This window comes from Bacillus sp. FSL K6-6540 (assembly GCF_038007545.1).
Map to the genome: position 1 here is coordinate 1245043 of NZ_JBBOXH010000001.1, position 13816 is coordinate 1258858.

Consider the following 13816-nt stretch of genomic DNA (forward strand, 5'->3'; position numbering starts at 1 on the left):
ACGACTTAACATAGGGAGCCAAGGCTAGACAAAAATCATTAGCCTCGGCTCTTCATCATCACTTATATTCAATCGGTCGATCATGGGAATTGATTGCTTAGGTCATCTTGTATGAGCTATTCCGTGCGAGTCGCTTTGCCGAAGGCGGTGAGTAAGCGAGCACTTTTAACTAATCACCAGCCACCCTCACCATGGCTGTTTGTGGTAGACATCGGGATGGTAGGAATAGGCTTTGATGGATCGGTTATATTTAGGCTACCCGGTAATACCAAAGTTCCAGTGAAGCTAAGGATGAGTGAAAACACCACTAACTTTTTTTTCATTTTGATAATAAACCTCCTTCATTATGGCGGCGTATTTTTGGAGATCTAAATGACTTAACTTATGTCGGATATGCTCAATCGTTGTGCAGCATCTCACGATGTTAGCTGTACTATTAATTTTATATGAGATTTCCAAACTCTCCAATATATATTTCGATCCTTTTTGAATGTTATCCTTCCATATGTAATACTTTCCGAGATCGGTAAGAAAATTGGCAAAACGGTCATCTATTATATATTCTGTATAACTTCCGACTCCTCCCCCGCGTTTGAGATGGTTTAAGATCAATTTTTCGAATTTATCGAGATATTGATCGATTTCAAAATGATACATATTAGCAGCCTGAATGATTTTAAACAAAGCTTTTAGTATTTCGTTTTCACGGGAGGAGAGATAATCGATATACGGTTCTAGCACATCTGTATTACCTTTCATTAGTTCATATAAATAACGGTTTCCTTTAGCCCATTCCCGAAATTGTTCTTTGGTTATTTCGGCAGCTTCATCTGATTCTTTAACCCAGCTTTGATCCTCGTAACAGGATACATAATAAAGTGCTTGATCATAGTCATCGTTTTCAGCTGCTATCGAACCTAACAGCAAATCAGAGTATAAAATATAGCCGAACAAAGGCTTGGCTGGTCGTTTAAGTCTATTGCTAGGTCTGGCTTGTTTATGTTTTTGAGAATATAGTACTCTGGAGATACGTCCCATCTCCTGAATATAGTATTTCGCCTTATTCCATTTACGTAAAGATAATAACGTGTTAGCTAAATCTTTTAGTGCATCTAATTGCACTGCATCAGGGAGCCGTTTGACATAGTTTTCAAACTGTATTGTGCAGTCCAGGTTATGTTCCTGATCCGAGTTTAAAGAGCAAGTAAATATTCTGTATTGACACATACCCAATCGCTCGGCATGTTGGTATTTTTCACTCTCGGCAACCTTTTTGTAAATGATCAGGGCCGCTTCTCGATTTCCCTTATGGTATAGGGCTTCTGCGGTATCAAAGAGCAAAGAAGAATACGTTAAATTATCCATCATCATTCCAACAAGCTGATCTAAGCATTTGAGTTTATCTAGTTCGGCACAGCGCATGATAAATGGGCCAAGTCGTCTCCAATTAGGGGATGACTGAATCATGCATTCATACGCATATAAGGAATAAAAATATCCCTCTTCCAAATTCATAGCTTCAGTAACTAAATCAAGGTTGGAGACGGAAAGGGGCTGTTGCCCTTTGATGAATCGGCTCAGTGTTCCTGAATTAATCCTTGATTTATTTGCAAACGCGGAAATGCTGAGGTTTTCCTTCTTCAGGTATCGTAATAGTTCCGTACTTATCGTTGTGTCTGTCGGTAACAAAGATATCCCCCTCCAGATTCATATTCCATATTCAGGAAAATGACGTATATAAGTAATTTAATGCATAAATACACCATTGGTCAATAACTTTATTGGGACTTGATGTAGAACTGCTTCTGTTAGTGTTGCTACACGTAACTTTGAAGGATAGGAAAGAAGGTTTAATGCAGCACTTTTTTACGATCTTGCTGCCCTATATGACTCTAATCTAATAACAGGCGGTGATAAGTAGCCTAATTGGGAAACGATGCAGTTTCTAGACGGACAGGTGGATGAAATCTGGATTTCAGCTTTCGAGACATGGGACGAGATGAATGGGGATACACTGGGCTTTTACTGTTTTTAATTTACTATTTGCTTGTTTATATTTGTTTAGTAAAACGTTAGGGAATGGATTTTACAGATGGATTGTCCATGATAGTTAAATATTGCTGGTGTGGATATTAATGAAAGTAACGCTAAAAACAAACATGACGATTTATTTTTTCCAACGCTATCTTGTGTGTGAAAACAGAAGGTGGGCTAGCTGGTAAAGTGAGAGGATCGTGGTTTCGTAATTGCGTGTCCTTATTTCTTAAACCTCTCATTGAGGGGATTATTCAACCTAAAGTTGTTGTAACATTGGGGGAAAAGGTTACCAAGTCATTATTACATGAGTATGGTTATAAGGGTGTAAACTTTAAGGAATTGGTTGAAAGGGATTCACCGATCATCGTCGGTAGGAATACAGTAGTATTTCCGGTGTTCCATTGATACCTAAGGACAAGTACAAATAATTCTTTTCTAAACAGATATTCAGTGCAAGCAAGCAGGGCGAGAACAATAAAGGATAAATTAATCCATCTATTCCCACCCTTTTTTTACAGTATGTCATGTTCCGTGACTCCCTTCATCCTAGAACTCCTATAATAATGGTCATGTTATTGGGAATTCCGCTCGTAATAAAGTCCTGTATCTACTGAGAAAAAGATCCTAGTTTTAAGTGACATAGCAAGGCCTTGAGAACCTTTTCCATATAATTCAAGTAGAGTAAAATATTTAAGTTAACTATGATCGGAGATCGGGTTCAATCCCGAAAGCAAGATGGAGAGGTTGTTATGAGTAGAATTTTGGTCACACCGGAGATGTTGCTGCGCGTTGCAGAGCAATGCTCCAGGGCGCATGAACAGCTGGAAGCGATGATACACATGCTGAATCAGAACATCCATATGCTGGAGTCTGGGTGGGAAGGTACGACGAGATCCCGTTTTTACGCGGATTTTCAGCAGGCGCATCGGGAGATGACGCAAACCACGGAGCATATCCAGCGTACAAGCTTGGAGCTGAAAGGGATTGCCCAACGATTTAAGTCAGCAGATGAGCGGAGACAACCGATCCAAGTTGCTGGGCATGTGCTGGGAGCATTCCCTATGATGAGGGGACCCGCAGGCCATAGTGCCGTAGAGGATGCCGGGAGAAAAGCGGAGGAAGCCTGGAATTCGGTGCAGCAGGAAGCCGGGAAGGCATGGGACACAGTGAAGCAAGAAGCAGGGGAACTATGGGAGGGCGTAAAGCTCGGAGCCGCCCAGTTCGGGAACTCGTTAAAGGATACGGCGATATCCTTGTACGAAGATCCGCTTGGAACCGGGCAAGAGATGCTCTATAATGCAACCATCGGGACGGTCGAGGATATTTGGGACACAGCTGTATGGGCTGGCCGAATGGTTTTTAGTAACGAATATCGTGAAAAAATCGTGGCAGACACCATGAAAGAAGTCGATTCAGCAGGCGGCTGGTCCAATTACTTGGGTCAACAGTCGGCTATGATCCTTGGAGGCGCTATTCTCAACCGTGCTGGAATTAGGGGTAGAGGCCCGCTGAATAATAAGCATGATGATCTTGGTGGCGGTGATAGTGGCGCTAGTGGTGACGGTAGGAAGTCGGGGGATGAGGGTGCCGGTAATGTTAAACCGGTAAAAGAAGTAGAAATTGTTGATAAGAATGGAAGACCAATCGGTGAGTTAGACGAAATCGATTTGAAGAACGGTGTTTTTTATGAAGATAAAACAGCTAAAGGATTAAATATAGTAAATCCTAAGACAGGGTTACCTGCCCAAACTCCTCAGCAGTTTGCTGATAAGCAAATACTAGATAAGACTAGAAAAAGGATAGTTAACCTGGAAGAAGCTATTGCAACTAGACCGACAAAAAATGGTACACCGGATGTACCTTCACTAGACCAAATCCAAAATATCCGTAAGTTCGTCTTTAGATTAGACGGAGATACACCTGAACTAAGGCAGGCAGTCGAGAACAGCCTAAATCAACTAAGAAAAGAATTTCCTGACCACACATTTGAAGCAATATTTGGAGGGAAAGATTAATGTCTATTGCAGCTATGATATTAAACTCAGAAAACGAGTTCGAGGAAAAATTTTATATTCCTGTAGCATCAGAAGCTTTTTTCGAAGAATGTTGGATACCTGCTATTGAAGAACTGAACTTAGAATGGATTAATGTTTTTTCCGTTGGATTAGATATGGAGAAGGAAGACTTGCCTTTTGTGATGAAGGAGCTATCCCAGATAAAGGAGTGGGCAAAAACAAATTTACCCAGCGAAAAACAAGATAAGATAATTGAAAGAATTGAATTACTTGAAGCTGAACTTCCTATCGCTTTTCGAAGAGAAGGGGCAGTAGTGTTTATTGGCTAGGTTTCAATAAGTACTGGTGGGGCTACCCAGTGCCGAATAAAACATTATACCTATGTTTGGCTAACCTACCAGGGGTTGATTAGTGGCTATTAAACAGCCGTGCCTATTTCGGAAATATTCTGCCCGCCGTGCACCACGCATCGCCCGTTAATCGGCCGGGAGATAACGAAGCCAAGCAAATTCATCTTTCATGCAAGAGAGGATCGTTCCGTTGAGCTTCTAAAAGAGCGAATGAGCAGTGAAGGATGGAGCTATGTCCAGCAAGAAGGCTCTAATTATTTTTTTGAAAAGGGAAATGAAGAAACGATTGTTACCGTGCAACAATGGAATCATAAATATATCATTTATCAGGTTAAAGATAACGTCATCAATATAGCGGACTAGTAAGCAATTAGGTTGTACATTTTAATGAACAGACCCCTATCATTGTTATTTGAAAATGGTGGGGGTTTGTTTAATTAATTCTTTATCAACTTTAAATAAGGCTTCATCATAACGTTTATAGAGGCGAATGAGTCACGGAAGTATAGAGACTCATAGAGGGATGATACACTATGGAAAAGATGGTGCTCATATAGTACCAGCTAAACCATCAGAATAAAAAATAAGAAAGAGGATGTCTATGGAAGCAGATTCTTTATTTAAAACATTAAGAGAGTATGAAGGTGTAGAAATCATATTAGAGTGGGACAGTGGATTAAGCATTGTAGGCAAAACAGACACATTTTTTGAGACAGATAATGGATTAGATGATGATGATCCCGAGTACGCAGAATATTATGCAACTGCATTTCAAGTAAATCAAATTTTATCCTATCCTTCTATTAACGAAGGTAGTGTATATAATTGGTTGAAAGAAGGAAAAAGTTCATTGGTTGAGATTTCTCTCTATGAAGATCCACCAAGTTCAGTAAATTTAATCGACGGAAAGAAAGTATGGGAAAGGGGAAATTTATAATTAGTATTCGGGAAGGCGAAAGGGGGCAAGCGGATTGAGAAAAAGAACTAAGAATATTCTGATTTCTTTCTCTGTAATAACATTGATTATCTTTTCTATACTTTTGATTAATCAAAACATCAAAAACGATAGAGATTTAAAAATGAAACTGGAATCTATAATAGGTAATTCCGTATTTGAAGTCTGGAATTTTTATCATAATCTTGGCAACTTTCAAGATTTGGATGGTAAAAGCATTCAGGAGATAAATAATCGGCTATATCGTGTAGAGGGCTATTCTAAAGTTATAGATTCGGGAGTATCGACAGAGTTATTAGTTCCTATTGCCAATAAAATGAATACAAAAATTAGCGCAATATCTTCTAACTATAATGAAACAGAGGAAATAACTGAAGCTGATCAGGAAGTATTCAATCAAATGGTCCAAGATTCAAGAAAGATCTCTGAGCTGATTACAGAAATTTATTATCAAAATAACATTCATCAAGAAGGGAAAATCAAACTTAAAATTACGAACTATGAAGAGTTAACGAAATTTAAATAATTTAAATGACAACTAAGATGGAACAACGTAGCGTGTAGATAGGGGGCGTTATCCGATTACGGGCGACCTACTTCTTTTGTGGTTCAATTCTAGGTCAATCGTTTAAGAAAAAAAAGGCACCAAGTCCCCAACTGACCTCGTGCCCTCGAAGGGTTGAATATTGGAATTTTTACCGAACAATGCCTGATGCTCATCGCTCCTCTAAGCTTCCTCAAGCAGCTTCACTTCAACGTCCTCACATCCACCGTATTGGATAGGACATCCACTTCATTCGGAATAATCCCTTTCTCAAACATATAATCGGCGACCGCTTGCCAACGTTGGCGGACGGTGTCATCAATCGGGTCAAACGGGTATAAAGAGCCTTCCAGCTGCTGACGCGCGACGGGTTCGGAGACGCCTTGGATGTCCTGAATTAATTGGACGGTGTGATCGACGTCGTCGGATAGAAGGGCGGACTCTTCATTCAAGCCTTCGAACACTTCATGGACGAGCTCAGGATGCTCCTTCAGGAATCCGTTTCGCACAATATACACCGTATCATTCTCGGATTCGATGTCGCCTGCGGAAATGACCAGCTCTGCACCGAAGTCGACAAGCGCCACGGCCGTGAACGAACCCCATGTCGCCCAAGCATCGACTTGCCCGCTTTCAAAAGCAGGTCCCGCTTCCGTTGGCGGAAGATAGACAATCTCGACTTCGCTTGCATCGAGTCCGCCTTTCTCCAGTGCTTTGTATAGTAAGTATTCGCCCGTGCCGCCGCGGTTGACGGCGATCTTCTTGCCTCGGAGATCGGATGGCCCCTTGATGTCGGCTTCCGGCTTGGCTACAATGCCTTGATTATCTTGATCGCCAGGCTGCTTCGTAAAAATCGTAAATTCCGAGGAGCCCCCGACAAGGGCGCTGATGGCTGCCGTAATCGAGCCGATCGTAATATCGATCGAACCGGCGTTTAACGCCTCGATCGCTGGCGACATGGCCGCGAAACCGCCGGTTTTTTCAATGCTCGCTCCGGCTGCTTCCAGTCTTTTATACAGGGGCCCGCCTTCCTCGGATAAACTTAATGGCTGGGCACTGCGCAGTATGCCAAGTCGAACGGCTACGGCCTCATCCTCAGCATTGGCTTGTTTTGCTTGGCCGGCTTTACCGCAAGCCGATAACGTAACTAACAGAATTACTAATAGTACATGTAAGCTTATTTTTCGCATAGGACACTTCCCTTTTTGCCGGATCATTTAGTGGATGTTATGAGCCCACGTGAAGACCTTCTCCTGTTCTTCTTGCTTCGGTGTGGTCACGTCCTGATGGTTAACGCGTAGATGGGGCAGGATGGATTCTCCTACACGGTAAGCTTCTTCAAGCAGCGGAACGCCGGAGAAAATAAACGTTGAAATGCCCGCATCCTGATACTCTCTTAAGCGCGCCAGCACGGTTGCCGGACTGCCAACGATCGTGGTGCCCGGACCTGGTCGTACCAGACTCATCCCGGCCCATAAATCCGGATAAATTTCGAGCTCCCTCGCGTCTTTAGGAATTTGGCCGTTGTGATTGCGTAGCATGCGTTGCTGCCCCACCGAATCGCTGTTTCGCAGAACGTTTTGCATATGCTCCACGGTGTGCGGATCCATCGTTTTGAGCAGCCGATCCGCTTCTTGCCATGCTTCTTCGTCCGTATCGCGCACGATTAGATACAGCCGGATGCCATACCGCATAGTACGCCCTTGTTCAGCAGCTAAAGCTTGAAGATCTTTGATCTTCTCGGCGACCTGCGGAGGCGTTTCGCCCCAGCTCAGGTACGTATCGATATGCTTGGCTGCCGCGAGGTGGGCCGCTTGCGACGATCCGCCGAACCACAGGGGCGGCGTTGGCTTCTGCGTGGAAGAGAGCTGTAAGGCTTTGCCTTCAGCGGTAATATACTTGCCATGGAAATCCAGGCTTTCTCCGGCCACCGCTTGTTTCCACACCTGAATCCATTCATCCGTGTAGGCATAACGTTCATCATGCCCAAGCGTTGAACCATAGGCGCGCATTTGTGCCGTGTTCCCGTTCACGATGTTTAATAATACGCGTCCACCGGAGAAATCATCGAAGGTTTGCGTCATTTTCGCGGCGAGCACGGGGGAAATCAGCGGCGGATGAACAGCGATTAGAAAACGCATGTTGTTCGTGCTGGAAATGAGGGAGGAGCCTAGCACCCACGTATCATGCGGGCCCGTGGCCAGCAATGCGCCGGTAAATCCCAATTGGTCGACAGCCGAGGCAATCTGCCCCAGGTAAGGCAAATCGATTTTGCGCGCACCCTCCGTTGACCAAGGACTGCGTCCATCCGGCGCGGTTAAATACCAGTACACTTCAACGTTCTCTTTATGTGCAGCCATTCTATTCTCCTCCAATTTCTACGGGTACGGGCAGAACGGCATCTGAAACGATAATGTCTTTCGGCAAAATATGCTGGCGTGCTAACAGATCGGCAACCCGCTGCTGTTCAGATATGAATTCCTCGGTAATCGGCTGCAGCCCCCAAGGTCTCCGCCGAAGCGCGGCTTCCCATGAATCCACGGAAGGCCAATCGGGTAAGTCCCGGGCAAACAGCTCCGCCGCTTCGCGCGTGTTGTCTTGAATCCATTGATCTGCTTGCTGCAGCGCCTCAACGACGGCCTGGAGCAGCTGCGGCTGATTCGTCGCGAAATCCCGGCTGGCAAACCATACGGAACGGTGAGAGATATGGGACTCAAGCGGCACCAGCGTGCGAACGAGACCTTTGTTATGCAGCTCCGTCAGCTGCGGATCGTTGCCGACCCAAGCCTCCACTTCGCCGGCCAGTAGTGCCTTTGCTCCCTCATTGCCTATATCCGCACGGGCGACATCATCATATAAAAGGCCTGCCTTATCGAGCGCGGTTGCCAGAAAACTCGTATGCCAGGACCCTTCGGACAGCGCAATGCGCAAGCCTTTCAAATCCGCAACGGATTGCACCGGCGATTCCTTGCGCACGACTAAGGCGCCGCTGGCTGTACGAGGATTCGATACCGCAACGTATACAATATCGATATCCGAAGCCTGCGCGGTTAACGGCGGGGTAGACCCTGTACCTCCGAAGTCGATTTCGCCGGAAGCGATCCGCAGAGGCGTCCTCGCTCCGTCGGTGTAATCAACCCAGGCAACGGATGCGTTGTGGTCATTAAGAATCCCTTCCAAAAAGCCTAAGCGGCGCAATACGAATAACGAATGATTATTGGGATGAACGCCGATGGTTACGTCTGCTTTCGTTTGAGTCATGTGAGAGACACTCCTTTGGCAATGTTTTGTTCAGCCGCGGCTAACGGTTCTGGAAGAATCCAGTCCCATACGTTTACGGGATGCGGGAGGAAACCATGCTCGAACAGGAACCTGCTCTGGGCATCAAGCGCTGTTAAATAGTCTTCCCGTAGTGCCGGTCGAAGCGAAATATTACGATAAGCGGAGGCTACATATTCGGATGAAGCGCCGGTTTCCTTCGTAACGACCCGAATGAAATCATCGGGATGATCTTTGGACCAATCGGCGGCACGAAGCAGAGAAGTGAGAATCTGTTCCACGATATGCTCCTGCTCCGTCAAGGCCGTATCGACGGTCACGGTTCTGGGGACGCCATTGTTGACTCGCACCAGCGGATCCGGATGGAACCCAAGCTCGATCACTTCCTTTAGGCCGACCGTACGGGCGGCCTCCAGCCCGGTAGCTCCTTTGACAAAAACAGCATCGATCTCGCGCCGCTGCAGCGCCTCGATTTCGGTATTCCACGAATCCCGTCTTCCTTCGCGAACGGCTTCAAGATCAATGATGTTGACGTCATTCAGCGCTAGATTCGCAAGCGAGAGGGCATTATGAAAACCGCGAAGCGCTTGGGCAGCCCGAAAATCAATCTCTAAATACCGATGACGAGGAATCCCGATTCGTCTTCCGCGCAGATCGCCAGGCTCCTGAATATCCGAGTCGGGTAGGGTAAGAATGGCTTGATATTCATCGACCCAACTTAGTCCGATCAGCCGCGTATCGCTCCCGTTTGAGCGTGCCCATAAAGCCGGAATGTTGCCTCCTTCCCGCACCAGGAAAGGCAAGGTGTGATTAAAATGCGCGTCAGGCAAAGCTTGACGGGTGTCTCTCGTTAGTTCCGCCGCCGTACATCCGGACTTTTCTAGCTCCTGATGAAGCAGCCCGAGATCGAGGGCCAAACTGGCTGCTGTCGGAACCGGGCAGCGTGTAATCCTAATTTCCTTCACGATTTCTTGCGGGTTATCGATGTTGGGCATGCTTTCTGGGCTCCTTTCTTTTTCTAGATATCAGAAAATATAAACTTCGGTGAATCTGCTGCCTGATATCGCAAGAAAAACTACCGCTAAACGCGGTCTGTCTTCTTTGAAAGTACGTCGATAGACGTTTTTCTTACGATTTCACGTCCGGTCAAACGCTCGCTTGTGATCCACCTCCTTCAAGAAATGGTGATCGAAATCCCCTCCCAAGCGGGATGGTGTCAGATACCTATGACCCTTTCTTTAAGGGATAGGGGAGGTCTTCTGTTTCATGTCGGCTTTCCACTTCGGTTATGCCCATGACTCGTTTCAGGATGTGATCGATGAATGCTGCCACTTCGGCATTTCCCCGTTGACGGGGGCGCGGGAAAGGGACGGCTCGATCCATCGCAATCCGCCCTTCCTCAATGAGCACCACGCGATCGGCCAAGACGACAGCCTCTTCGACATCGTGCGTAATTAAAACGGTCGTAAATGGCTGCTGCTGCCACAGTGATTCGATTAATTGCTGCATTTCAATGCGGGTCAATGCGTCCAATGCTCCTAAAGGTTCATCGAGCAGCAATAATTTGGGATGGCTGGCTAATGCTCTTGCTAAGGCGACTCGTTGTTTCTGACCGCCGGAGAGCACGGACGGCCATTCATTGGCCCGGGCACCGAGCCCAACCTGATCTAAAGCGGCTTCCGCTTTATGACGGTCTTCTTTTCGAAGTCCGATCGCTACGTTATCGATGACCTTATTCCAGGGCAGCAGCATGGCGTCTTGAAACATCATCCGGGTCTCGGTTTGCACATGGTGGACCGGATGGTCATTGATCCATATGCCTCCCGACGTGGCGGGCTCCAATCCGGCGATCACGCGCAATAGCGTGCTTTTCCCACAGCCGCTTCGCCCGATGATGGCTATGAACTCTCCCGGCTTCACGTCCAGCTCAATGCCTCGAAGTACAGGCTGTTCGCCAAAGCTTTTCTGTAATTGGGTTATACGAAGATGTACACCGTGGGTAGAGGATTTCAGGGTCGACACATCCTTTCAGGGCTTAGTTGTGATAATTCGGGTTCCATCGTAAGAACCGCCTCTCTAAGAGCTTCGCGATGGAATCGGCCAGCTTTCCAAATAAGGCATACAGCACAATGGTCAGCAGAATGATATCGGTTTGCATGTATTCTCTTGCATTCATGGCCAGAAAGCCGATGCCCGAATTCGTAGCAATCGTTTCGGATACGATCAGGGTCAACCACATGATGCCTAAAGCGTAGCGGAGTCCGACCAGAATGGAAGGCAGGGCGCCAGGCAGAACGATTTTCCAGAAGAGCGAAGCGGTGCGCAGTCCGTATACACTGCCCATTTCGATCAATCCGTTATCCACGGAGCGGATGCCGTGCAAGGTATTGATGTAGACCGGAAATAACACGCCAACCGCGACCAGGAATATTTTCGACTCTTCGCCAATACCAAACCATAGAACGACTAGGGGAATCATCGCCAGATGAGGAACATTGCGTACCATTTGAATCGTGGTATCCAACAATTTTTCGGCGATGGACGATAAGCCGTTGATAAAGCCCAGTACAAGACCGATCCCCCCGCCGATTAAGAAACCAATGAACGCTCTTTGGAAACTGATGGCGATGTGTTCGATTAACTTTCCAGATAACAGCAAATCCCTGAAAGAAAATAAAACGTCTTGAGGCAGGGGGAGGATTTTCCTCGAAATCACGTCAAGATTGGATAATATAGCCCACACAACGATTAGTAAGATGGGGAGAACCCAAGGCAAACATTTTCCGATGAACGGATTGGACATGAGCTTTCTCATCACTTCTACTCACCTGGCCTTCAAAAATAGGATCAAAAAATAAAAGGCCACAACGCCAGCACAATATCTGCTGAGGCTGTGACCTCCATTTGAATGGTCGGTATCATTTAATGTTTAATAATTCCTATAAGTTTAATATGGATTTGATTATACTTCCCGATTTTGGTTTCGTCAACCGGAAATATGCGAGTCCATGGAAGTGGTTATGTTAAAATATGGTGTAATGCAAATTCTCTCTTACGGAAAATACGTACTTGAGTTTAAGATGATATGTAGGAGTATTTTATATGAACATGTTGTATCTTCTTCTTGTTACGTTGCTCATAACTTCCTGTTCGCCAAGAAACCCGGATCGAATAGAAGAATCCGGCTCGTTGGAGATGGTAAATATCTATTTGTATCGTAACGATACCCATCGCGTTCAACCCGAACTGATCAATGTTCAAAGTGACCCTGATTTGCTTAGGAATGCCGCACAATGGGCACAGAGTGGGGAACCCGAACAACTGCCTAAAATTCAAGAAATTAAACAAATGTATGTCTTTCAGTTTCAATTTCGCAACGGAGATACGATCCAAGATGTCTATTATATGTACGTTACTGATACGAGTAATGAGCAGTACATGAAGGAATTTGAACGGAGTCTTAAAAAAGATACGGACAAATTTGATGCTTCAGAAAAAGAACGGATATTAAATTTAGTAGGACTTGAAGGCTGGAAAAAGGTTTCAGCATCAGACTTATTCAATTCATGATTGTTAGATTGAATAAATTAGATTGTATTTGTTGCGAAGCGTATCAATATTCTCTAGAAGAACTCGCAGAAGCTTGTTGAACGATATACATTGAGGAGGTTGACCCAACTAAATGAAAGCAACAATCGAAGGACTTCTCCGCGTATTAGGAGAGCATCACAAGGAGTACCACGGCATTTCTGAGGCGGACATTCAAGCAAAGGAACAGAGCCTGGGTTTTCCATTGCCGACGGTGCTGCGGGAATATTATAAGATTTTGGGACGTTCCCCATATATCACCCAAGGGTGCAATAATCAATATGAACCGCTCCCTCTGCAGGATGTATTTATTCCTGATGATACATTTTTTACGACAGATAAGGCATTTCTGATCTTCTATCAAGTAGAGGAGTCCGTAATATATTGCGGGATCCGACTTCAGGATTTGGAACAGGAAGATCCACCGGTCTATTTGTGCGCGTGGAACTCTCCCGACTGGCAGCTGGAAAATCGATCGCTTCAACGTTTTCTCGCTGGCAAGGGACTCGTTCAGTTGGGCGTTGAGGATCGGCTGCCGTATTGGGCTATTTTCGATGAAAGCATGTGGAGCTTGTCCGACTATCGCAGATATATGCGTCTGAAGGAACCGGAGCATGAGATGGAGGAAGGATCAGAACTGAATGCATGGAAAATCTATCTGAAGGACGATGTGCTGATCGTGTTTGAACTTGACGTATCCGAAGAGGAGACGGATGAACTGTTGGCTGTTTACCTGGCGTCCTTTAAGCGAGAGAGCATGGAGAATTTGCTGAACGAGATGGGGAAGGCAACTGACTTGCCTTCATTTCGAACGAATCTGTCAGCTCAGTGAGGGATCGAGGGGGCAGGTAAGAGGAAGCAAGTAAGAAGTAGCGGATAGAACGAACCTATTTGATGGATAATTTTATGGTACAATATGTATATAAGTGGTGTGAGGGTGCTGCTAACATCCTCACTTCTGACAACACCGCTTTGAAGGGCGGTAAGATGTACAAGGTTCAGAAATAGGTCGTCACCCTTGCCTAGGGCGGCCTATTTCTTTTTGTTT

Annotated in this window: 14 protein-coding genes; 7 read left to right on the forward strand and 7 right to left on the reverse strand. The window is 45.6% G+C overall.

The window, feature by feature from the left end:
• Positions 1-285: 285 nt before the first annotated feature.
• Entirely contained in the window at positions 286-1689 is a 1404-nt protein-coding gene (locus MHH82_RS05340; protein WP_340964026.1) for a helix-turn-helix domain-containing protein, read from the reverse strand.
• 1097 nt (positions 1690-2786) lie between these two features.
• On the opposite strand from MHH82_RS05340, the gene MHH82_RS05345 reads away from it, so the two are divergent.
• The 5 genes from MHH82_RS05345 (at position 2787) to MHH82_RS05365 (ending at position 5883) form a co-directional block, all read left to right on the forward strand.
• The gene (locus tag MHH82_RS05345; RefSeq protein ID WP_340964029.1) at positions 2787-4052 is read left to right on the forward strand and encodes a WXG100 family type VII secretion target; all 1266 of its coding nucleotides are present in this window, start codon (positions 2787-2789) and stop codon (positions 4050-4052) included.
• Positions 4052-4381, forward strand: a complete 330-nt coding sequence (locus MHH82_RS05350; protein WP_012819198.1) for a hypothetical protein — start codon at positions 4052-4054, stop codon at positions 4379-4381. The genes MHH82_RS05345 and MHH82_RS05350 overlap by 1 nt, the downstream gene beginning before the upstream one ends.
• A 511-nt stretch (positions 4382-4892) precedes the next feature.
• Positions 4893-4982: a polymorphic toxin type 50 domain-containing protein gene (locus MHH82_RS05355; RefSeq protein ID WP_261979580.1), complete on the forward strand. Its 90-nt coding sequence runs from the start codon at positions 4893-4895 to the stop codon at positions 4980-4982.
• A 21-nt stretch (positions 4983-5003) separates the two neighbouring features.
• On the forward strand, positions 5004-5339 hold the full coding sequence (locus MHH82_RS05360; RefSeq protein ID WP_340964038.1) for a hypothetical protein: 336 nt from the start codon (positions 5004-5006) through the stop codon (positions 5337-5339).
• A gap of 34 nt (positions 5340-5373) precedes the next feature.
• Positions 5374-5883 carry a hypothetical protein gene (locus tag MHH82_RS05365; RefSeq protein ID WP_192569623.1) on the forward strand — a complete coding sequence of 170 codons (510 nt, stop codon included), beginning with the start codon at positions 5374-5376 and terminating at the stop codon, positions 5881-5883.
• Positions 5884-6104: 221 nt separating this feature from the next.
• Here MHH82_RS05365 and MHH82_RS05370 read toward each other — a convergent pair whose 3' ends face one another.
• The 6 genes from MHH82_RS05370 to ssuC all read right to left on the reverse strand — a co-directional run bounded on the left by MHH82_RS05370 (position 6105) and on the right by ssuC (position 11995).
• On the reverse strand, positions 6105-7091 hold the full coding sequence (locus MHH82_RS05370) for an ABC transporter substrate-binding protein (protein ID WP_340964043.1): 987 nt from the start codon (positions 7089-7091) through the stop codon (positions 6105-6107).
• Between the two features lie 27 nt (positions 7092-7118).
• Entirely contained in the window at positions 7119-8261 is a 1143-nt protein-coding gene (locus MHH82_RS05375) for an LLM class flavin-dependent oxidoreductase (RefSeq protein WP_340964045.1), read from the reverse strand.
• Position 8262: 1 nt separating this feature from the next.
• On the reverse strand, positions 8263-9162 hold the full coding sequence (locus MHH82_RS05380; protein ID WP_340964048.1) for an aliphatic sulfonate ABC transporter substrate-binding protein: 900 nt from the start codon (positions 9160-9162) through the stop codon (positions 8263-8265).
• Positions 9159-10175 carry an ABC transporter substrate-binding protein gene (locus tag MHH82_RS05385; protein WP_340964050.1) on the reverse strand — a complete coding sequence of 339 codons (1017 nt, stop codon included), beginning with the start codon at positions 10173-10175 and terminating at the stop codon, positions 9159-9161. Before MHH82_RS05385 ends, MHH82_RS05380 begins: the two co-directional genes overlap by 4 nt.
• Positions 10176-10404: 229 nt before the next feature.
• Positions 10405-11202: an ATP-binding cassette domain-containing protein gene (locus MHH82_RS05390; protein WP_340964051.1), complete on the reverse strand. Its 798-nt coding sequence runs from the start codon at positions 11200-11202 to the stop codon at positions 10405-10407.
• A 13-nt stretch (positions 11203-11215) separates the two neighbouring features.
• Complete coding sequence (gene ssuC / locus MHH82_RS05395) at positions 11216-11995, reverse strand: aliphatic sulfonate ABC transporter permease SsuC (RefSeq protein WP_340964053.1); 780 nt, start codon at positions 11993-11995, stop codon at positions 11216-11218.
• Positions 11996-12282: 287 nt separating this feature from the next.
• Here ssuC and MHH82_RS05400 point away from each other — a divergent pair, with 287 nt between their 5' ends.
• Positions 12283-12750 carry a hypothetical protein gene (locus tag MHH82_RS05400; protein ID WP_340964056.1) on the forward strand — a complete coding sequence of 156 codons (468 nt, stop codon included), beginning with the start codon at positions 12283-12285 and terminating at the stop codon, positions 12748-12750.
• A gap of 112 nt (positions 12751-12862) precedes the next feature.
• Entirely contained in the window at positions 12863-13600 is a 738-nt protein-coding gene (locus tag MHH82_RS05405) for an SMI1/KNR4 family protein (protein ID WP_340964058.1), read from the forward strand.
• The last annotated feature ends 216 nt before the right edge of the window (positions 13601-13816 follow it).